The sequence below is a fragment of the Tenacibaculum singaporense genome (assembly GCF_003867015.1).
Classification (GTDB): Bacteria; Bacteroidota; Bacteroidia; order Flavobacteriales; family Flavobacteriaceae; genus Polaribacter; species Polaribacter singaporensis.
This window is the reverse complement of the sequence record NZ_CP032548.1, coordinates 831,608-852,367: the sequence shown is the minus strand read 5'-3', so window position 1 is coordinate 852,367 and position 20,760 is coordinate 831,608. Positions and strand designations below refer to the sequence as shown.

Annotated in this window: 19 protein-coding genes; 12 read left to right on the top strand and 7 right to left on the bottom strand. The window is 31.1% G+C overall.

Features of this window, described 5'->3' with window-relative positions:
* Nucleotides 1–18: 18 nt before the first annotated feature.
* The gene (locus tag D6T69_RS03930; RefSeq protein WP_125066554.1) at nucleotides 19–549 is read right to left on the bottom strand and encodes a CvpA family protein; all 531 of its coding nucleotides are present in this window, start codon (nucleotides 547–549) and stop codon (nucleotides 19–21) included.
* Nucleotides 550–630: 81 nt separating this feature from the next.
* Here D6T69_RS03930 and D6T69_RS03925 point away from each other — a divergent pair, with 81 nt between their 5' ends.
* Nucleotides 631–987 (top strand): hypothetical protein, encoded by a 357-nt coding sequence (locus tag D6T69_RS03925; RefSeq protein ID WP_125066553.1) that lies wholly within the window; start codon nucleotides 631–633, stop codon nucleotides 985–987.
* Here D6T69_RS03925 and D6T69_RS03920 read toward each other — a convergent pair.
* Complete coding sequence (locus D6T69_RS03920) at nucleotides 984–1,778, bottom strand: SDR family oxidoreductase (protein WP_125066552.1); 795 nt, start codon at nucleotides 1,776–1,778, stop codon at nucleotides 984–986. The two genes, D6T69_RS03925 and D6T69_RS03920, sit on opposite strands and share 4 nt — an antisense overlap.
* Nucleotides 1,779–1,904: 126 nt before the next feature.
* Here D6T69_RS03920 and D6T69_RS03915 point away from each other — a divergent pair, with 126 nt between their 5' ends.
* Entirely contained in the window at nucleotides 1,905–3,284 is a 1,380-nt protein-coding gene (locus D6T69_RS03915; protein ID WP_206197833.1) for a TlpA disulfide reductase family protein, read from the top strand.
* A gap of 59 nt (nucleotides 3,285–3,343) precedes the next feature.
* On the opposite strand, the gene D6T69_RS03910 is transcribed toward D6T69_RS03915, so the two are convergent.
* Nucleotides 3,344–3,703, bottom strand: a complete 360-nt coding sequence (locus D6T69_RS03910) for a YraN family protein (protein WP_125066550.1) — start codon at nucleotides 3,701–3,703, stop codon at nucleotides 3,344–3,346.
* 39 nt (nucleotides 3,704–3,742) lie between these two features.
* Between D6T69_RS03910 and D6T69_RS03905 the strand changes: the two genes are divergently transcribed.
* Nucleotides 3,743–3,952: a YgaP family membrane protein gene (locus tag D6T69_RS03905; RefSeq protein ID WP_125066549.1), complete on the top strand. Its 210-nt coding sequence runs from the start codon at nucleotides 3,743–3,745 to the stop codon at nucleotides 3,950–3,952.
* On the opposite strand, the gene D6T69_RS03900 is transcribed toward D6T69_RS03905, so the two are convergent.
* On the bottom strand, nucleotides 3,949–4,935 hold the full coding sequence (locus tag D6T69_RS03900) for a S66 peptidase family protein (protein ID WP_125066548.1): 987 nt from the start codon (nucleotides 4,933–4,935) through the stop codon (nucleotides 3,949–3,951). The two genes, D6T69_RS03905 and D6T69_RS03900, sit on opposite strands and share 4 nt — an antisense overlap.
* A 115-nt stretch (nucleotides 4,936–5,050) precedes the next feature.
* Between D6T69_RS03900 and metG the strand changes: the two genes are divergently transcribed.
* The 3 genes from metG to D6T69_RS03885 all read left to right on the top strand — a co-directional run bounded on the left by metG (nucleotide 5,051) and on the right by D6T69_RS03885 (nucleotide 10,817).
* A complete protein-coding gene (gene metG / locus D6T69_RS03895) occupies nucleotides 5,051–7,105 on the top strand; it encodes a methionine--tRNA ligase (protein ID WP_125066547.1) in 2,055 nt (684 codons plus the stop codon).
* Between the two features lie 69 nt (nucleotides 7,106–7,174).
* Complete coding sequence (locus D6T69_RS03890) at nucleotides 7,175–8,626, top strand: hypothetical protein (protein ID WP_125066546.1); 1,452 nt, start codon at nucleotides 7,175–7,177, stop codon at nucleotides 8,624–8,626.
* A 67-nt stretch (nucleotides 8,627–8,693) separates the two neighbouring features.
* Nucleotides 8,694–10,817, top strand: coding sequence for a Tex family protein (locus tag D6T69_RS03885; protein ID WP_125066545.1), 2,124 nt, complete (start codon nucleotides 8,694–8,696; stop codon nucleotides 10,815–10,817).
* 80 nt (nucleotides 10,818–10,897) lie between these two features.
* Here the strand turns inward: D6T69_RS03885 and D6T69_RS03880 are convergent, their stop codons facing one another.
* Entirely contained in the window at nucleotides 10,898–12,292 is a 1,395-nt protein-coding gene (locus tag D6T69_RS03880; RefSeq protein WP_125066544.1) for a hypothetical protein, read from the bottom strand.
* 128 nt (nucleotides 12,293–12,420) lie between these two features.
* On the opposite strand from D6T69_RS03880, the gene D6T69_RS03875 reads away from it, so the two are divergent.
* Genes D6T69_RS03875 through D6T69_RS03865 form a run of 3 tightly spaced genes read left to right on the top strand, consistent with a single transcriptional unit; the run spans nucleotide 12,421 to nucleotide 16,390 of the window.
* Entirely contained in the window at nucleotides 12,421–12,939 is a 519-nt protein-coding gene (locus tag D6T69_RS03875; RefSeq protein ID WP_125066543.1) for an RNA polymerase sigma factor, read from the top strand.
* A gap of 54 nt (nucleotides 12,940–12,993) precedes the next feature.
* Nucleotides 12,994–13,899 (top strand): FecR family protein, encoded by a 906-nt coding sequence (locus tag D6T69_RS03870; protein WP_125066542.1) that lies wholly within the window; start codon nucleotides 12,994–12,996, stop codon nucleotides 13,897–13,899.
* Nucleotides 13,886–16,390 carry a TonB-dependent receptor gene (locus D6T69_RS03865; protein WP_125066541.1) on the top strand — a complete coding sequence of 835 codons (2,505 nt, stop codon included), beginning with the start codon at nucleotides 13,886–13,888 and terminating at the stop codon, nucleotides 16,388–16,390. Before D6T69_RS03870 ends, D6T69_RS03865 begins: the two co-directional genes overlap by 14 nt.
* Nucleotides 16,391–16,466: 76 nt before the next feature.
* On the opposite strand, the gene D6T69_RS03860 is transcribed toward D6T69_RS03865, so the two are convergent.
* Nucleotides 16,467–16,802, bottom strand: coding sequence for a single-stranded DNA-binding protein (locus tag D6T69_RS03860; protein WP_125066540.1), 336 nt, complete (start codon nucleotides 16,800–16,802; stop codon nucleotides 16,467–16,469).
* 169 nt (nucleotides 16,803–16,971) lie between these two features.
* Between D6T69_RS03860 and D6T69_RS03855 the strand changes: the two genes are divergently transcribed.
* Together D6T69_RS03855 and D6T69_RS03850 are read left to right on the top strand one after the other, a co-directional pair.
* The gene (locus D6T69_RS03855) at nucleotides 16,972–17,514 is read left to right on the top strand and encodes a GNAT family N-acetyltransferase (RefSeq protein WP_125066539.1); all 543 of its coding nucleotides are present in this window, start codon (nucleotides 16,972–16,974) and stop codon (nucleotides 17,512–17,514) included.
* Nucleotides 17,504–17,854 (top strand): hypothetical protein, encoded by a 351-nt coding sequence (locus D6T69_RS03850; protein WP_125066538.1) that lies wholly within the window; start codon nucleotides 17,504–17,506, stop codon nucleotides 17,852–17,854. The genes D6T69_RS03855 and D6T69_RS03850 overlap by 11 nt, the downstream gene beginning before the upstream one ends.
* Here the strand turns inward: D6T69_RS03850 and D6T69_RS03845 are convergent, their stop codons facing one another.
* Complete coding sequence (locus D6T69_RS03845) at nucleotides 17,855–18,322, bottom strand: CBS domain-containing protein (RefSeq protein WP_125066537.1); 468 nt, start codon at nucleotides 18,320–18,322, stop codon at nucleotides 17,855–17,857.
* Between the two features lie 101 nt (nucleotides 18,323–18,423).
* Here D6T69_RS03845 and D6T69_RS03840 point away from each other — a divergent pair, with 101 nt between their 5' ends.
* On the top strand, nucleotides 18,424–20,724 hold the full coding sequence (locus tag D6T69_RS03840; protein WP_125066536.1) for a M20/M25/M40 family metallo-hydrolase: 2,301 nt from the start codon (nucleotides 18,424–18,426) through the stop codon (nucleotides 20,722–20,724).
* The last annotated feature ends 36 nt before the right edge of the window (nucleotides 20,725–20,760 follow it).

Below are 20,760 nucleotides of genomic sequence, written 5' to 3'. Positions count from 1 at the left end.
TAAAAAGATTATCCGCTTTTATATTGTTATTTCTAGCTCTTTACTATTATCATCCTCTTGTTCTTCCTCATCTTTTATAATCGAAGGAAAAATCGTTGGAGCAATCTTTTTTACTGGTTTAAATAAAATAGACTCTTCTAGGCTTTCCTCTTTTACAAACGGAATAGTATCATTCATTTTTCCGAAGAAAATAAAAACTACACTTAAAATTAATCCAATTTTTAAAGCTCCAAAAACACCACCTAAAATTTTGTTCAAAATTCCTAAAGCTGCAAAATCAGCTATTTTGGTTAAAATTTTTCCTAATAGTGCTATGGCTACAATTATTACCACAAAAGTTCCAGCAAAAGCCGCCAAAGAAATATACTTTTCATCCCAAGTAACACTATCTTTTAACCAATCTCCAATAAAGTATGAGAAATGGATAGCCCCATAAACTCCTGCAACCAAAGCAACTAATGAAGCAACCTCTACAAACAACCCTTTCATTAAACCTCTTACAAAGCCAAAAAGTAGTAATGCTGCAATAATAATATCAAAAGTATTCATAAATATAAAAGCCTTCTACTATAAAATCTATGCTCAAATATACATAACTCATTTGTATCTTTGCTTTTTCAAAAAACACAAATGGCAAAAGAAATCAATTTAAAAGAAAAATGGGATTTTGTAATAACTCAGTTATCACAACAATTTGCTGACGGTGATGATCTTAATATCGATGGAGTTATCTACCTAATTGGTGTTCAAGAATTGGGACAAGGACATCGTAAGTTTAAAAAAGATGAAAAAGTAAACCTTATGCATATTGCTATTTGTAAATTGTTAGAACCTTACGGATACTATGAATTCGATTTTTTTGACGATGATGGATGGCCTCACTATAAAACTATAACCGAATTACCTAACTTAAAGCCAGGTGAACAATCGGTTTTAATGAAAGAAGCCATCATTAATTATTTTGAACTGATTAATTTTTTTGATTAAGTAACACTTAATTTCCGAATCATTTTTGATAATAACTTAGGAAAAAAACGTTTCGTATATACTCCTAACTTTTCCTTCACACCTGCTATATAAACTTCTTCTTTTTTATTCTTTATAGCTTTTAACATCATTCTAGCAAATCTATCTGGATCTATACCATTTGCTGTCGCTATGTCCATCGTATTTTGCGGGGTACCATTTCCTGTTAATGCATTTTTCGACACATTGGTAGTTACAAATCCTGGACAAACTAAAGTAACAGCAATATTATCTTTATAATGTTCTGCTCTTAAACTATCAAAAAAACCATGTAAAGCATGTTTGGTAGCAGCATATGTAGAACGTAATGGAGTTCCTATTTTCCCAACAATACTCGTAGTTACAACAAAATGCCCTGATTTATTTTCAATAAAATGAGGTAACAAGGCTTTTGTCAGCGCCACAGTTCCTAAATAATTAATATCCATCAAACGTTTATCTACTTTTATTGAAGTATCTTTCACTAGCGATCGTTGACTTATTCCTCCGTTGTTCACTAAAACATCCACTCTTCCAAAAAATGAAATTGCTTTGGTTACTCTCTCAGGAAGGCTTTCATAATCTTCTAAATCTAAAGGTAAAATCATAACTTTTTCAGGAAATTTACAACTCTTTTTCACTTCTCTTAAAATGCTTTCATTTCTTGAAGATATAATTAACTTTGCTCCGTAATTAGATAACTCAACTACTAGAGATTTACCGATTCCTGAAGACGCACCTGTTACCCAAAATATTTGCTCTTTAAAGTTCATGTTTTCAAATAATTAAAAAAACGTTTCTAAAATACATAAGAAAAAATAAAAGTGGTACACTTCTTGGATAGAAGTTCGTAAATGACTAGTTTTAAAACCTTATTAATAACCCTTTAAAATATTATGATGAAAAAATTACTGGCTCTATTAATATTCACTACATCACTTGTAAATGCACAGTATACCGTTAAAGGTACTATGACCCCTCCAGACAAAGGAGACTGGGTTATTTTATATAAAATTGAGGGAGCAAAGCAAAAATTTCTTGCTAATACCACAATTAAGTTTGATACTGTTGCCATAAGTGGTGAAAAACAAGTTTTAGGAAAATTTAGTTTCGAACTACCTAATACAGCTACTCCTGGAGCCTACAGAGCTACCTACAGAAACTCTGGTGCTGGTTTTGTTGATTTTTTCTTCAATAAAGAAAATGTTGAATTCGTTTTCAACCCAAGATACCCTGATCAATCAGTTCTTTTTACGAGTTCTAGAGAGAACAAACTATACAGTGAATACCTACAAGCGTACAATGCTGTACAAAAAAAGATAGATTCATTACAAGCTTCATACATAGAAACAAAGTCTAAAGATGCTAAAAAAGCATACAAGAAAGAGCTTAAAGAACTAGAAGATGTACAAGAAACTTATGAGAATAAGTCTGAAGGAATGTTGGTGAATAGTTTTATAAAAGCATCTCGCCGATATAACTCATCTAACCCACACGATAACATACAAGATTACTTGTCTGCCACTAATGAAAACTTTTTTGAATATGTTGATTTTAAGAGCGATGAATTATACAATTCTTCTTTCTTAATTGATAGAATTAACGACTATGTTTTCTACTTAAATTACTCTGAAGATAAAGACGTTCAACAAAAACTAATTAAAGAGTCTATTACGAACGTGATGAAGAAGATTTCTTCTGATAAATTAGAAAAGGCAGTAATCGATTATTTAATTAGTGCACTTACTGATAAACGTAACGGACCAGTTGTAGACTGGATGTTTACTGAATATTATGACAAGCTTCCTACTGAAAATCAAGACGCTAATTTTAAAAAGGAAAAATTAGACATCTTACTTGCTACAGTAGGTAGAGTAGCGCCAGATTTCTCTTGGAAAGAAGGAGACAAAGAATTCAAGTTATCTACATTAAATGATGGTAATAAGTATTTATTGGTATTCTGGAGTACTGGTTGTCCACACTGTGTAAAAGAAATTCCTGAACTGTATAAATTTATGCAAACTCATAAAGAAGTGTCGGTAGTTTCTTTTGGTATTGAAAATGAAGAAAATGAATGGGATGAGTTTGTTAAAAACTTACCAGGATGGCACAATGCCATAGGAACACATCCTGAATATAAATTTGATAACGAAACAGTAAAAAAATATAACTTACTTGGTACTCCATCTTATTTCGTGTTAGATAAAGACAAGAACATTATTGCCATGCCTGATCATGAGGAAGATGTAGAAAAGTACTTTAATAGTAATAACGAATAGTTAAACACTAATAAAGCAACATAGAAAAAGCTCAACAAATTTGTTGAGCTTTTTCTTTTTTAAAAATATAAAAATGCATCTTCAATATGTTCTATTACAAACTCATTTCGTTGCTTAATAATAGCAATGATATCAAACCGTATTTCAACATCTAAATCATACTTTATAACGTAATCATCTATAGCAGTAACTAATAGTTTTATTTTCTTAGGATTTACGAAATCTTGTGGATTACCAAAATAAGCTGTCGATCGTGTTTTAACTTCAACAACGGCTAATACATCTCTATTTTGAGCAATAATATCAACTTCAGCTTTTTGAAATCGGTAATTTTTTTCAATAATAGTATACCCATTTTTAACAAGATAATCTATTGCTAGTTGCTCTCCTTTCTTGCCAAGTTCATTGTGTTGTGCCATTTAAAAACTTATATTTGAGTAACCTTAAATCTTTTTATCATGAAAAAAAACATGGGAAACACTGATAAAGCTGTTAGAACTTTAATTGCTCTAATAATAGCTGCGCTATCTTACTTTGAATTTATTACAGGAATTTTTGGTAATATCTTACTTGTATTAGCAATTATACTTTTGGTTACTAGTTTAGTAAATTTTTGCCCATTATACAAGTTGTTAGGAATAAACACATGTAAAACAAAAAACAGTTAATTAAATTCTACCAAACACTGCTTATTCTTACTTATCGATAATTTAACTTCTCTACCCATTATCAATGCTCTATTATCTGGCTCGTGACCTGCAGGAAAATTAAATAATATAGGGATATCTTTCGGAACAACATCCAAAATTAATTGTTCTATTGAACTTCCCCAAGGAGTGGTATTTCTCTTAATCTTAGTCATATCACCAACAATAATCGCTTTAACTTTAGTAAAATACCCTGCACGCTTTAAACTTTGTAACATTCTATCTATCGAATACTTATATTCTCCTATTTCTTCAATAAATAATATTTTTCCGTCCGTAGAAATTTGACTATCCGACCCTAACATCGAAGCCAAAATAGCAATATTACCTCCCACTAATTCTCCTGAGACTTCTCCTACTCTATTCTCTTGTGAAGCAGGAACTCTATACTCCAACTTCTCTCCAAATAATGCTCTTTTAAAGGTAGCAATAGTTTCAACTATCTCCTCTGGTTTCTCTTCCATACTTGTACCCATCATCGCATGTAAAGTTTCAATTCCTAGGTTATGAATATGATTATGAAATGCTGTAATATCAGAATATCCAATTACCCATTTTGGGTGTTTTTTAAACTTCGTAAAATCTAGCTTATCTAAAATTCTTACGGAACCATATCCTCCGCGTGCACTCCAAATTGCCTTAATACTAGGATTGTCTAATGCGTCTTGAAAATCTTGACAACGTTCTTCATCAGTACCTGCAAAATGATCATTCTGATTAAACATATGCTTACCATACACTACCTTTAACCCCCAACTTTCTGCTAATTCTTTTGCTCTATCAATGGTTTGTTTACGATTTTTTAATATTCCTGCAGGAGCAACAATTGCAATAGTATCTCCTTTTTGCAAGTAGGGTGGTGTCATTAGTTTCATCGTTTTATTTTGTGCATAACCTGATATAATTATCAGTATAAAAAATAAGGTGAAAATTCTTTTTTCCATAAACAAGTTACTTTTCTTGATTCTAAAAGTTTAAAATCTATCAAATGTACCTAATTTATAACAGTATAAAAAATTGCTTTTTCGTACTTTTGCGCTTTAATTTTAGTAGAAAAACATGAGTACACCAAAAAGATATACAATTACAGCAGCATTACCTTACACCAATGGACCAATCCATATTGGTCATTTGGCAGGAGTGTATGTTCCTGGAGATATTTATGCGCGTTATCTGCGTCAAAAAGGAAAAGACGTAGCCTATATTTGTGGTTCTGATGAGCACGGAGTCGCGATACCAATGCGTGCTAAAAAAGAAGGTGTTACTCCACAAGATATTATTGATAAGTACAACGGAATAATCAAAAAATCGTTTGAAGATTTCGGAATTTCTTTTGATAATTACTCGCGTACCTCAGCAGAAATCCATCATAAAACAGCTTCAGATTTCTTTACTAAATTATACAACGATGGTGAATTTACTGAAGAAGTTACGCAGCAATTGTATGATGAAGAGGCAAATCAGTTTTTAGCAGATCGTTTTGTAATTGGTACCTGTCCAAAATGTGGAAACGAAGAAAGCTATGGTGATCAATGTGAAAAATGTGGGACAAGCCATAACGCTACCGATTTAATCAACCCTAAATCTGCAATTACTGGTAATGTGCCTACTTTAAAAGAAACCAAACACTGGTTTTTACCATTAGATAAGCACGAAGCTTTCTTACGCAAATGGATTTTAGAAGGACATAAAAATGATTGGAAACCTAACGTATTAGGGCAATGTAAATCATGGATTGATGACGGTTTACGTCCTCGTGCTGTAACTCGTGATTTAGATTGGGGAATTCCTGTTCCTGTTGAAGGTGCAGATGGAAAAGTATTGTATGTATGGTTTGATGCGCCTATCGGATATATTTCATCAACTAAAGAATGGGCTGCTCGTGAAGGTAAAAACTGGGAGGACTATTGGAAAAAAGACGATACTAAGTTAGTACACTTTATCGGTAAAGATAATATTGTATTTCACTGTATTATTTTCCCTGCCATGTTAAAAGCTCATGGTGATTTTATTTTACCAGAAAATGTACCCGCTAACGAGTTTTTAAATTTAGAAGGAAATAAGTTATCTACCTCTAAAAATTGGGCAGTTTGGTTACATGAGTACTTAGAGGAATTTCCTGACCAACAAGATGTGTTACGTTATACTTTAACAGCAAACGCTCCTGAAAATAAAGACAATGATTTTACTTGGAAAGATTTTCAAGCAAAAAATAATAATGAGTTAGTAGCCATATTTGGTAACTTTATTAACCGTGTGGTAGTATTAACAAACAAATACTACAACGGGCAGGTACCACCTGCGGGGGAATTCTCAGAAATTGACAAAGATACTTTAGAGCAATTACAGCAATTCCCAGATATTATTGCAAAATCTATCGAACGTTATCGTTTTAGAGAAGCGTCTCAAGAAATGATGAATTTAGCTCGTTTAGGTAACAAGTATTTAGCTGACGAAGAACCATGGAAAGTAATTAAACTTGACGAAGAGCGTACCAAAACTATTATGAACGTTGCCTTGCAAATCGCAGCAGGTTTAGCGATAGTATCAGAACCTTTTTTACCGTTTACCTCAAGTAAATTAAAGTCAATTTTAAATATTGATACTACGCTTGCTTGGAATGATATAGCTGAAAAAGATGTTTTATTACCTGAAGGCCATCAAGTAAACAAAGCTGAATTATTATTTTCTAAGATTGAAGATAAAACCATACAAGCACAGTTAGATAAATTAGAAGCTACAAAAAAAGCAAACGAAGCGGCTAACAAAGTAGTTGAGCCTCAAAAAGAAACTATTCAATTTGACGATTTTACCAAAATGGACATTCGAATAGGAACTATTGTAGCAGCTGAAAAAGTAGCTAAAACCAAAAAATTATTAAAACTTACGGTAGACGTAGGTATTGATACACGTACGATTGTTTCTGGAATTGCAGAAAGCTTTAAACCAGAAGATATCGTTGGGCAACAAGTATCTGTACTGTGTAATTTAGCTCCAAGAAAATTACGTGGTGTAGAAAGCCAAGGAATGATTTTAATGACAGATACTCCTGATGGTAAACTAGCTTTTGTTCAACCTTCAGAAAAGGTGAATAATGGGGAGTTTATAGCTTAATATAAACATTTATTATATTCGCAACCTCGCAAATTTTGCGAGGTTTTTTATACCTCTTAATAACTAAAAATGAAAAAAAATTGTATCTACATCCTATTTTTAATAGGATTTATGTGTAACTCTTTATTTGCTCAAACAGAAATTGCTAGTTTTAAAAACTTTTTAAAAGAAAACTCAACAGATATTAAAGATGTAATTCCTGTTGTAAACACAAAAAATAATGATTTAGCTATTTTAATTGCTGACGCTAAAAATGTATATGCATATAAATTTAATGATGAATTTAAATTAACTGGTCAACTTTCATCTGAAACTAAAAAAAGAAAATATAAAATACTTTTAGGAAGTAGTATTTATGGCAATGATTATAAAATATTCTTAACTAATAAAAGTAATACACAATTTGCAGCTGTAAGTTTTTCTTTTAATGATAAAAAAAATACAGTGAAAGAATTTTTACTTCCTTCTGGACAAACTTTTATCCAAACAATATCATTAAAAAATAAGTTTTATATCATTTCTGGAAACAAAATTAATGGCAATGTATATCTAAACTATATTAATGAAGATGGTAACTTACAATACATTCCACTAGACATTTCTGAGCTAAGACTTCTTAACGAAAAGAATAAAAAAGTAAGAGTTGTAGACCTGTTATTACCTTTTAACTACTCACCTATCAAAAAGTTTGAAGAAAATACACCTAACTCAATTGAATCAGTTTCTGAGACTGCCAAAATGTATTTAAAAGATGACAATCTTATTATTTCTTTTGATAATAATAAAAATATAACTCAATTATTTACTGTAAACTTAACAAACTATAAAGTTTCAACAACAACTTTCAATAAACCTCTTTCTAACATTAAATCAGGAAGAAAAAAAACCAATTCTTTTATTTTTGACAATAAAATAGCAGTAGTAGCAGCCACAAAGGATGTTTTATCAATGTACATCTTAGACTTAGCATCTGGCAATTTCATAAAAGAATATGCTGCTAGTAAAGACGAGGAAATACTCTTTAAAAACTCTCCAATCATTCAAAAAGGAGGCTTTTATAACGGTTATAGAGAGCTAGAAAAAACTAAGAAATTTTTACGTAAAATAACAGCTGGTAAAATTGGTGTTTCAGTTATCAAAAACAAAAACACTTATTTAGTTACTTTAGGAGGTTATGTTGAACAAAGAACTGCTGCTCCAATGATGATGGGTGGCTTTGGAGGAATTGGTGGAGCAATAGCTAGTGTAGGAAGCGTTAATGTCAATCTTTTTTTTAACCCTACCATGTTTGCATATAACTCTTTTACCAATACTAAATCAACTCAAATTGAATCTTTATTTGACACTAATTTTGATCATATCAAAGACACAGAAGTGCCTAAAAATATTTTTGACAAAATAAAAAGCACTCCTAAAAAAAGTGATATTGGTTACACCATTTTTAAATATAAAGATTTTTATATCAGAAGTGATTATACACCTAGTAACAAAACATATCACTTAAGAAAGTTCACAAGATAAATTAACCTTTTACTATATTTGAAACCTCGCATAGATAGCGAGGTTTTTTATTATAAAATAATTTTCAATGCTACTTATCCCCTATATAACCTCTCGTACACAAATCTCACAAAAATCAATTCAAAATACTATTGAGTTATTAAATGAAGATTGTACCATTCCCTTTATTGCTCGCTACCGAAAAGAAAAAACAGGAAATTTAGATGAAGTTGAAATTGGTCAAATTGTTCAATTCAAAGAACAATTTGAAGCCTTAGAAAAACGAAAAGCAGCAATTTTAAAAGCTCTGGAAGAGCAAGAAGTTTTAACCGATGAGTTAAAAAGCAAGGTTGAAAAAGCAGAAGATTTAACTACACTAGAAGATTTATATCTTCCTTATAAAAAGAAACGTAAAACCAAGGCTGAAACGGCTCGTAAAAACGGATTAGAACCGTTAGCGAAGATGATTATGAGTCAGCGAGTAAACGATTTGGAATTTACTGCTTCAAAATATCTTTCGAACGAAATAGAACAAATAGACAATGCTTTAGAAGGTGCCCGTCATATTATTGCGGAATGGATTAGCGAACGAACGGATATTCGAAATAACATTCGTTATCAATTAGAACGTTTTGCAACTATTGTAACTAAAGTTGTCAAAACTAAAAAAGAAGACGAAGCTGCTCAAAAATTTAAAGATTATTTTGATTGGGAAGAAAATCTAAGCCGAATTCCTTCACATAGATTGTTAGCTATTTTGCGCGCCGAAAAAGAAGGTTTTATTCGTGTAAAAATTAGTATTGATGATGAACGAGCGCTTCAAAAAATGGAAGACAGAATTATTCGTTCTCATAACGAATGTGCTGAACAAATTGAGTTAGCTATTGCCGATGCATACAAGCGTTTACTATTCCCTGCCCTGTTAAACGAAGCTTTAACAATTGCTAAAGAAAAAGCAGACGAAAGTGCCATTAAAGTATTTGCTAAAAATTTACAACAATTACTATTAGGTTCTCCTTTGGGTGAAAAACGCATACTAGCTATCGACCCAGGATTTAGAACAGGTTGTAAAGTAGTTTGTTTAAGTGCTCAAGGAGACTTACTACATAACGAAACTATTTTCCCACATGCACCTCAACATCAGTCCAAAGAAGCAATGAACAAACTTAGCTCATTGGCTGATGCCTATAAAATTGAAGCTATCGCTATTGGTAACGGAACTGCTTCTAGAGAAACAGAGCAATTAGTAAAACGTGTATATTTTAAAAATCCTGTTGAAATATTTGTCGTGAGTGAAGCAGGTGCTTCAATTTATTCTGCTTCCAAAATTGCACGTGATGAATTCCCAAATTATGATGTAACCGTTCGTGGTGCTGTTTCTATTGGTCGTCGATTAGCTGATCCTTTAGCTGAATTGGTAAAGATTGAAGCCAAATCAATTGGAGTTGGACAATATCAACACGATGTAGATCAAACACAGTTAAAAAAGTCGCTAGATACTGTAGTAGAACACTGTGTAAACAAAGTAGGCGTTAATATTAACACTGCTAGTGCTTCCTTGTTGAGTTATGTTTCTGGTATTGGACCTAAATTGGCTGAAAATATTGTGAATTACAGAAACGAAAACGGAGCTTTTGCCAGTAGAACAGCGATAAAGAAAGTCCCTCGTTTAGGAGGAAAAGCCTTTGAACAATCTGCAGGATTTTTACGAATTAAAAACGGTGACAACCCGTTAGATGATTCTGCTGTACATCCAGAGCGTTATACTTTAGTAAAACAAATCGCCAAAGATGCTGGTAAAAAGGTAGATGACTTGATTGGTAATTCTTCTATTTTAAAACAAATTAAGCTCCAACAATATGTAACCGATTCATACGGATTACCAACATTACAAGATATTATAAAAGAATTGGAAAAACCAGGGTTAGATCCTCGTGAAAAAGCCAAAGCTTTTAGTTTTAACGAGCATATTAAAACAATAGATGATGTACAAATAGGTATGGTATTACCTGGAATTGTAAATAACATTACCAATTTTGGTTGTTTTGTAGATATTGGAATTAAAGAAAGTGGTTTAGTTCATGTATCCAATCTATCTGATACGTTTGTTAAAGATGTGAATGAGCATGTAAGCTTGCATCAACACGTTCAGGTAAAAGTATTAGAAGTAGACATTGCAAGAAAACGTATTCAACTAAGTATGAATTTTTAAAACAAAAGCCAGCTTTAAACAGCTGGCTTTTGCAATCAAGAATTAGTAAATAGACACTAAAGGATAATTAATTTATTCTTTTAATCAATACGTTTGATAACCAATCTTCTATCATTTGCTTCTAAAACTACTTGCATTTCAGAAATTGAGGCAACTGTCCACTCTTTATTAAATTCATTTACGGGAGCGTCAGAAAAATTTAAAGCTAATATGCTAGCATCGCTCGATACTTCCCAAGATCCTACCATAACAACTCCGTCTTTTTTCGCCTTAACAACATTATCTGGATAAAAATAAATCTTATAATTGGTAAACGTTTCTGTTTTATCAACTCCGTCATTTTTATAGTTTTCAACTGCCCAAACACTCCCTTCTGCTAACAAAATATCACTTAATTCATTTTTTACAACAGAGCATTGACTTTTAAAGCGAAGATGGTTTCCTTCAAGTAATAAATGTACACTTACGACTCCTGAACCTTCTTTAACCTCATGTAAATACCATGTTCCGTTAAAAGCTGGATAATTTGGTATGTTGATTGAAAAACTCATATCATTCCCTTCTCCTGTTACTTTCCATGTTCCTTCTGATATATCTCCGTTATTATCTATTTTTATTGAACCATTTTCTCTAAACGAAAATGTAAACATTTTAAATTCTTCCGTAAGATATTCTTCATTTAAATATAATTTTTCAACAATCCATTCATTGCAATTTGCAAATATCTCTTTAACTCCTTCTGTAGTACATCCATCACAATCATCATCGTTATAATCATTATCATCATCTTCATCACAACTATTTTTAGCCGCTGCTATAGCTTCTTCTAACTCTTGCATATTGTTAATATAAATATAAGTATCTCCATTTAAAATCACCTTAAAAGGAAAATCTATAGTTACTGCTGCATAATCTTCTAAGTCTCCAATTAATTTATACATCTCTTCGTCATTCTCTATGGTAAGAGTAAGTATTAACTCTTTATTTGAATTGAACACAGAAGCTTTAAGTGGATAGTAAAAATCTAAACATTCAATATCATCATCTTCTTCATTTTCTCCTTTACAGTTTTGTGCTAAAGCTTCTAACTCTTCATCAGAGTTAACTGTTTTTACGGTATAATCACTCAATATTACCTCAATAGGATACGAAATAACTATAGAATCTACATCATCATCAAAAAGATCAAAGAGATCTTCTATTTCTTCATAACCATCTTTATCATTTATCGTTATTTCTTTAGAATTTACAGTAACAGTAACTGGCAGCTTAATACTTAGACAACTAGCCTTATCAATAATATTATCATCTGAACCGTCTTTTGCAACAGTATTTCTCATCAAATTAGCTACTGTAGAGTTTGCTACAAGCTCATTTTCAATTGGAGGATTAACAATTTGAATTTCCTCGGTTCTACATGAAGAAAGTATTAGTAGAACACTAAATAATACTAAGGTTGTTTTTAAAAATTTCATAATCTTGGGGTTATTTATTTGTTTTAGTTTGATTTCTTTTGGGCTTTATTATAAAACAACTAACTTCTTTAATATCCCGAAAAAATATTTTTTTTATACCTTACTCTTTCTTAAAATTCTATTTTAGTTTGTCAAAACCCCTACATAATAATGTTTGTAATGAGAAGAATTTTTCATTGTTGTATGAAAAATACGCTCAAGAGTTAGGTAATTTTTTATACTATAAGTATGGAAATACTTTAAATCCTACTGATAAGGTTCAGGATGCTTTTATCAAATTATGGGAAAATTGTGCAAAAGTAGTACCTGAAAAAGTTAAATCTTTTCTTTATACCGTTGCTAACAATTTAATGTTAAATGCAGTAAAACATCAAAAGATAGTTTTTAAATATCAAGAGGTAAAGCCTAAAGACTATACTAATGAATCTCCTGAATTTGTACTTCGTAAAAAAGAGTTTTTAAAACGGTACGAAAAAGCTTTATCAAATTTAAAAGAAGAAGAACGTGTTGCTTTTATGTTGAGTAAAATAGAGGGTAAAACTCACAAAGAAGTTGGAGAAATATTAGGAATTACAAAAAAGGTTGCTGAACACAGAATTTATTCGGCATTTAAAAAATTAAAAGAGCAACTAGACGATTTTAGATAAAATTTTTCGGGATTTTCACTTAGTAAAGTGTTTTATTAATATAGACAATCACTCATGAAGAAGGATGATTTAATACAAAAATGGTTACGCAACGAATTAACCAACGAAGAACAAGCGGCTTTTAATACTTTAGATGATGCTAATTTTCTTGAAGAGATTATTCAAGAAGGTCAGCGATTTAAAGCTGACAAGCATATTTCTACGCCTTCTTTTGAAAGCTTAAACAATCGTTTATCCTCTAAAAAAACGACCTCAACAAATTGGTTATTGGTCGTTTCTAAAATCGCAGCAGTATTTATTATAGGTTTAGGTATATTTTATTTTTTTAATAATGGTCAAGCAACCGTTTTTAATACACAATATGCAGAAAGTAAAACTATTATACTTCCTGATAATTCTATCGTAGAACTAAATGAATTTTCGCATCTTGAATACAATAGTAGTACCTGGAAAAAGCATCGAAGTTTGCAACTACAAGGTGAAGCTTTTTTTGATGTTGAAAAAGGAATGCGTTTCGATGTAAAAACTAAAAACGGAATTGTAAGCGTTTTAGGTACTGAGTTTAACGTACTAGACAGGGACAGTATTTTCAAAGTTTCATGCTATGAAGGATTGGTACAAGTAAGCTATAAAAATAAAATTACAAAACTACCTGTAGGAAAAGAGTTGAGCATTATTAAAGGAGTCGAGCAAAACACTAGTACAATTTTATCACAACCAAAGTGGTTGAAAAACATGAGTACTTTTGAGAATGTATTGCTTTCTGATGTTGTTGCTGAACTTGAGCAGCAATACAACATTAAGGTACAACTTAATATACAAAATAATGATCTAAAATTTACAGGTGCTTTTACAAATAATAATCTTGAAAGAGCCTTAAAATCTATCACTCTTCCATTTAATTTATCGTATGAAATTAATAATAAGCAACGTGTAATTATTTGGGATGAACAACAATAAGCCCTACTTTTTTTTAATACTCATCTGGTCTTTTTGTTTTGACATACAAGCGCAAACAGACCCCAAAAAAGTACCTCTTAAAACGGTATTGGAGCAAATTGCTAATTCGTACAGCATTCAATTTAACTACAATAGCAGTTTAATTAAGAATGTCTATATATCTTCTCCTATTCCTAATAAACTTAGCTTAGATAATAAACTTAAAAAACTTGAAGCGCAAACAGGCTTTATATTTACTCGTTTAGATCCACAAATAGTTGGAATTTCATCTCCTGTAATAATTTGTGGATATTTAAAAGATTCTACAACAAAAGCTCCTTTAGTTGGGGCAACTATTAAGACAAATAATAACTATACCGTTACTGACAACCATGGCTTTTTCGAACTTAAAACTAGAAGTAGTTCTGAAAAAGTAAACATTCGGTTTATTGGCTACCAAACAATTGATAAGTTAGCAAGTGAGTTATCTTCCAAGAACTGCGAAACCATTTATTTAAACGAACATCAAGAGTTAATTTCTAACATTACTATCAATGGGTATTTGGTAAAAGGTATTGATAAAACTATTGATGGTAATACTGTTATCGATTTTTCAAAATTCACCCTACTCCCAGGGTTAATTGAATCTGATGTATTGCAAACGGTACAAGCTTTACCAGGTATTCAAAGTGTAGATGAAACGGTTTCAAACATTACAATTAGGGGTGGTTCGCACGATCAAAACCTTATTTTATGGGACGGTATAAAAATGTATCAAACTGGACACTTTTTTGGGTTAATTTCTAGCTTTAATCCCAAAATTACACAAACTACACATGTAATTAATAACGGTTCTGATGCTTCCTACTCAAATGGAGTTTCGGGTACTATTCACATGAAAACCAATACTGCTTTACAAACAGATTTTACAGGAAGTTTCAGTCTGAACTTCATTAATGCTAATATTTTTGCTGATATTCCTTTAGGAAAAAAGTCTTCACTTCAAGTAGCTGCTCGTAGATCTATTGACGATTGGATTAAAACTCCTACTTATCACAATTACTTTAAGCGTGTTACTCAAAGTACTGAAATAGAAAACAACGACAAAAACGTTACGAATTCCAATCAAGAGTTTAATTTTTACGACACTTCGTTACGATGGTTATACACTCCTACTAACAAAGATATTATTAGAGTAAACTTCATTTTAATTGATAACTATTTGACTTTTGATGAAACTGCTGTTGTAAATAGCTCGACAGAAACGAAACAAAGTAGTTTATCGCAACAAAGCATTGCTGGAGGTATTCATTACCATCGAAAATGGAACCCCAAGTTTAGCACCACCTTACAGATTTACGAAACAGATTATAATTTACAAGCTATTAACGCAAACATTCTAGATAATCAACGCTTTTTACAAGAGAATATCGTTTCTGAAACTGGTGTAAAACTGGAAGGTAGCTACATTAAAAATAGTTGGAAGTATAATGGTGGTTATGATTTTGTTGAAACACAAATAACCAATCGAAACGATGTTGATAATCCTAGGTTTATAAGATTGTATTCTAATGTTATTAGAGAGCATGCCGTTTTTGGACAAACTCAATATCAAAATTCTAACAGTAAGATTACTATAAAACCAGGGTTACGTGTAAATTATATTGAAAAATTTAATCAAGTACTTATTGAACCTCGATTAAGTATTCATAAAAAAATAAGTAATGCTCTTTCTATAGAAGTTTTAGGAGAATTTAAACATCAAAACGTCTCACAAGTTATCAATTTCCAAAATGATTTTTTAGGAATTGAAAAACGTAGATGGCAGTTGTCTGACAACGATAGCATTCCTGTATTAAAAAGCAAACAAGCCTCTGTAGGATTCACTTATAAAAAGAAACAATGGCTTATAGATGCTACAGGATACTACAAAAATGTTGATGGTATTACCACACAAAGCCAAAGTTTTACCACCAAATATGAATTTCATAAAAACAAAGGAAGTTACGATGCTTTTGGTATTGATTTTTTATTGAGAAAGAACTTCAAAAACTTAAATACTTGGTTAAGTTATTCATTTATTCAAAACACATATTCCTTTGATGATTTAATAGAACATCAATTTCCAAGTAATTTTGATATTACACATGCTATTACGATGGGTAGCACCTATTCGAATAAATTATTCAATATTTCACTTGGACTAAATTATACTTCTGGCAAGCCAACTTCTCAGCCTGTTTCTGGTAATGAAATTGTCGATAATAAAATTAATTATGGAATTGCTAACAATAGTAGACTTGATAATTATTTAAGAGCTGATGCTTCCGCCCTGTACAAAAAACAACTAACAGATGATATGAGTGTAAATATTGGTGTTTCAGTATGGAATTTATTCAATACTAAAAACACTATTAATAATTATTATAGGGTAGAAAACAATAATGCCAATAAGTATTCTCGCTATTCGTTGGGTTCAACCCCTAATTTCTTGTTAAAATTAAATTTTTAACATAAAAACAAGCTAGTTATACAACCAGCTTGTTCTCTATTTCTTTTTCAACTCTTTTCTCAGCAAATTTTCCCACTTATTTGTTTCCTAACATTAATAATTCGTTACAAATTACCTCCGTTATATAACGTTTGTTCCCTTCCTTATCCTCAAAAGAGCGAGAAGTCAACTTACCTTCAATCATTACTTCTTTACCTTTTTCTAAATATTTCTCAATAATTTCAGCTGTTTTATTCCAAGCAACCACATTGTGCCATTGCGTATCAGTAATCTTTTCACCTTGAGAATTTTTATACGTTTCATTAGTTGCTATCGCAAACTTTGCTAGTTTTTTACCACTTTCTAGGGTAATGATTTCTGGAGTGTTTCCTAAATTTCCAATTAACTGTACTCTGTTTTTTAGTGCGTTCATAATAGTATTTTTTAATATTAAACAGTTAAGACATTGTCATTCAAACGAATTGACACTGCAAAGATGAAACAGCAAACAAATTAAAATCGGTTAGTAATCATTTGTTTTCGTTTGTAATTGAATGTAATCGTTTATAATTAATTATCTTTGAAATACAAATACTTATACAATGGAATTTTATTTAGAAACTGAACGCTTAATTTTAAGAGAATTTAGAGAAAGTGAAACAGAGGGGATTTTTGAGTTAGATTCTAATCCTGAAGTACATAAATATTTAGGAAAGAACCCTATTACAACCTACAAGCAAGCTGAGGATATCATAACATTTTTTGAAGAACAGTATAAAGAAAGAGGTATTGGTAGGTTTGCCGCTTTTGAAAAAGCATCGGGAGAATTCATAGGATGGTCTGGATTAAAACTCAACACGGGAGAAAAAGAAGCATTAAATGGTTTTACTAATTTTATTGATGTTGGTTACCGATTAATTCCAAAGTTTTGGGGTAAAGGTTATGCTTCAGAATCTGCTTTTGCTTGTTTAGACTTCGGCTTTAAAGAAATGAATTATGATATTATTTATGGTGCAGCTGATGTAGAAAATATTGGTTCTAACAAAATTCTACAAAAAATAGGGCTACAATTTGTAAATGAATTTGGTTATAAGGGTGTAGATGTTAACTGGTACGAACTTAAAAAATCTGATTATGGAAAATAAAAAGTGTTTAGAGTGTGGTGAAAAAGTAATCGGAAGAATTGATAAAAAATTCTGTTCCGATTACTGCCGAAACGCCTTTAATAATAAAGTTAATAAAGAAAGTAAAAACCTAATACGAAACACCAATAACCGCTTACGAAAGAACTACAAAATTCTTTCCGAATTAAATGGTTCTGGCAAAACCAAAGTAACACGCCGCAAGCTATTTGATAGAGGTTTTGACTTTAAATTTATTACATCCCTTTATACTACAAAAACAGGAAACACCTATTTTTATGTATACGACCAAGGATATTTAGAGTTGGATAATGAAATTTATTTATTGGTAAAACAAGATTAATTACTTCCACGTATTCCCTTTTAATTTCATAGCTGCAATAAGCACATCTTTTTGACTGATTTGTCCTGCTAACTTACCATTTTGAACTATAGGAAAACGTCTTCTACGTGATTTTAAAAATTTATTAGCTGCATCTAAAATATTCATGTTACCATCAATTGTTTCAACTTCTTTCACCATGGCTTTTCCAACCGTGTTATTCTTACCAATTGGCGAGTTGTAATATCTGCTCTCTGATATTTGTTTTATACAATCACCTTCTGAAATAATTCCTACCAATTCATTTTTTTCATTAACAACAGGTCCTCCTGATATTTTATGCTTAATAAGTATATCTATCGCATCTTCAATAGGTTGTTCTTCTCTAAATGTAATTAATTTTTTAGTCATATAATCAGATACCAACATTGGTACATTTTCTTCTTGAGGTGTATCCGTCCTCCTTCCTTGAAAACTTTTAATTGCCATAATCTTAAATTTTACTCTTAAATATACTGATTTTTAACCGATTACAATTACCTCCTCTTAAAAAATAAATTACTTACTTTTATAAGTACTAAAATCCAACTATGAAATCATCAAGAAATTACCTTGCAGTTCTCATCATTATTTTAACTGTTTACTGGAGCTTTAACGATATAATTCCAAGTGTAACCTCTTCAAAAAAAGAAATTAGTGCTACTGAATTTTCAATTGATAATGCACTGTATCATTTAAAAAACATCTCTCAAAAACCACATCATACTGGATCTGAAGAACATAAAAAAGTACAAGAGTATCTGGTTCAAGAGTTACAAAAACTGAATTTAGAACCTGAAATTCAATATCAAACTGCTATTAATAAAAAATGGAGGGCAGCAACTACTACAGAAAATATTATTGCTAAAATTAAAGGAACCGAAAACGGCAAAGCTTTATTGCTGTTAACCCACTACGATTCCAACCCTCACTCATCACTAGGAGCAAGTGACGCTGGCTCTGGCGTAGTAACTATTTTAGAAGGTATAAGAGCTTACCTAGCCGCAAATAAGACTCCTAAAAACGATATTATCATACTTTTTTCAGATGCTGAAGAATTAGGACTTTTGGGAGCACAAGCTTTTGTTGAAAATCATCCTTGGGCAAAAGATGTTGGCTTAGTACTGAACTTTGAAGCTCGCGGTAGTGGTGGTTCTAGTTATATGTTGATGGAGACTAACGGAAAAAACAAAACATTATTAACTGAGTTTTTAAATGCCAACCCAAATTATCCAGCTGCTAACTCTTTAATGTATGGTGTATATAAAAAGCTTCCTAACGATACGGATTTAACTGTTTTTAGGGAAAAAGGTAATATTAACGGATTTAATTTTGCCTTTATTGATGATCATTTTGACTATCACACCGAACAAGATTCCTACGAAAGGTTAAATAGAGAAACACTCTTACATCAAGCAGATTATTTTACCACTTCATTAAACTATTTTGCAAATGCTGATTTAACGAACTTAAACAGTGATGTTGATTACATTTATGTTAACTTTCCTTTTACTAAGTTGCTAACATACCCGTTTTCTTGGGTGCTACCAATGCTTATCATTGCCTTTTTATTGTTTATAGCACTGGTTGCAGTAGGTATATATAAGAAGAAGATGACAGCAATAGGTGTATTAAAAGGTTTTATTCCCTACATACTGTCTTTAGTATTATGTATAGGTATTTCATACGGACTGTGGCAATTGTTGTTAATCATCCATCCACAATATACCGATATGTTGCATGGTTTTACCTATAACGGATATCAATATATTATTGCTTTTGTTCTTTTAAATCTTTGGATTCTTTTTAAAGTATATAATAAGCTAAAAGAAGCCAAAGCCATCGATTTACTAATCGCTCCCATAACTTTTGGATTGGTTATAAATGTTATAATTTACATGAATTTACCAGGAGCTGGTTTCTTTATTATTCCTGTTTTTGCTTCTTTATTCATTTTAGCAATCTTACTTTTCATGAATATTAACAAAGCATCTAGAGCTGCATTATTTGCAATTATATCTATTCCTAGTATATATATGATTGCTCCTATGATTCAGTTATTTCCTGTAGCGTTAGGTTTAAAAACATTATTTATTTCTGCCATACTTTTAGTGTTTCTTTTCGGATTGATGCTTCCTGTTTTTTATCAGGAAAAAACTAAAAACGGATGGCAAACATTAACTGGTTTTCTTGCGTTATTATTCTTTGGTTATGCAACATTTAATAGCGGTTTTTCAATAGAAAAGAAAAAGCCTAATAGCTTAGTTTTTATTCAAAAATCTGACTCTAACGCCTCGTATTGGGCAAGTCATAATAAAACATTAGATGGGTATACGAAACAATATTTTAACGATGAATCTAAACAAGGTGGTGCCGATTTAATGGCTGGAAAAAGTAAATACAACACTTCTTTTAATTATTATCAAAAAGCAGAAAATAAAAACATTCGTATTTCTAACATCAAGATTCATCAAGATACCATTGTTAATAACCTACGAAATGTTTCATTAACAATTACACCTACTCGTAATATTGATAAATATGAGTTGTACACAAATACTCAAATAGAGTTAACTAATTTTACTGTTAACGGAACTTTGTATGATAAAGGAGAGGCTTTTATTGCTGATAAAGGAACGCTATTAATTTATCAAATGGCAAATACTGATAAAGATTTGACTATTTCTTTTACAATTGATAAAAACACCGAGCCTGATATTGTAATTAATGAAATATCTAATGATTTATTATCGCATCCTAAGTTTACCATACGACCTAGAAGTGAAATAATGATGCCAATGCCTTTTGTGGTTAACGATGCGATTATTTGTACTCGAAAGCTTAAACTATAAAATATAAAAAAGCTCAACTTTAAAAGTTGAGCTTTT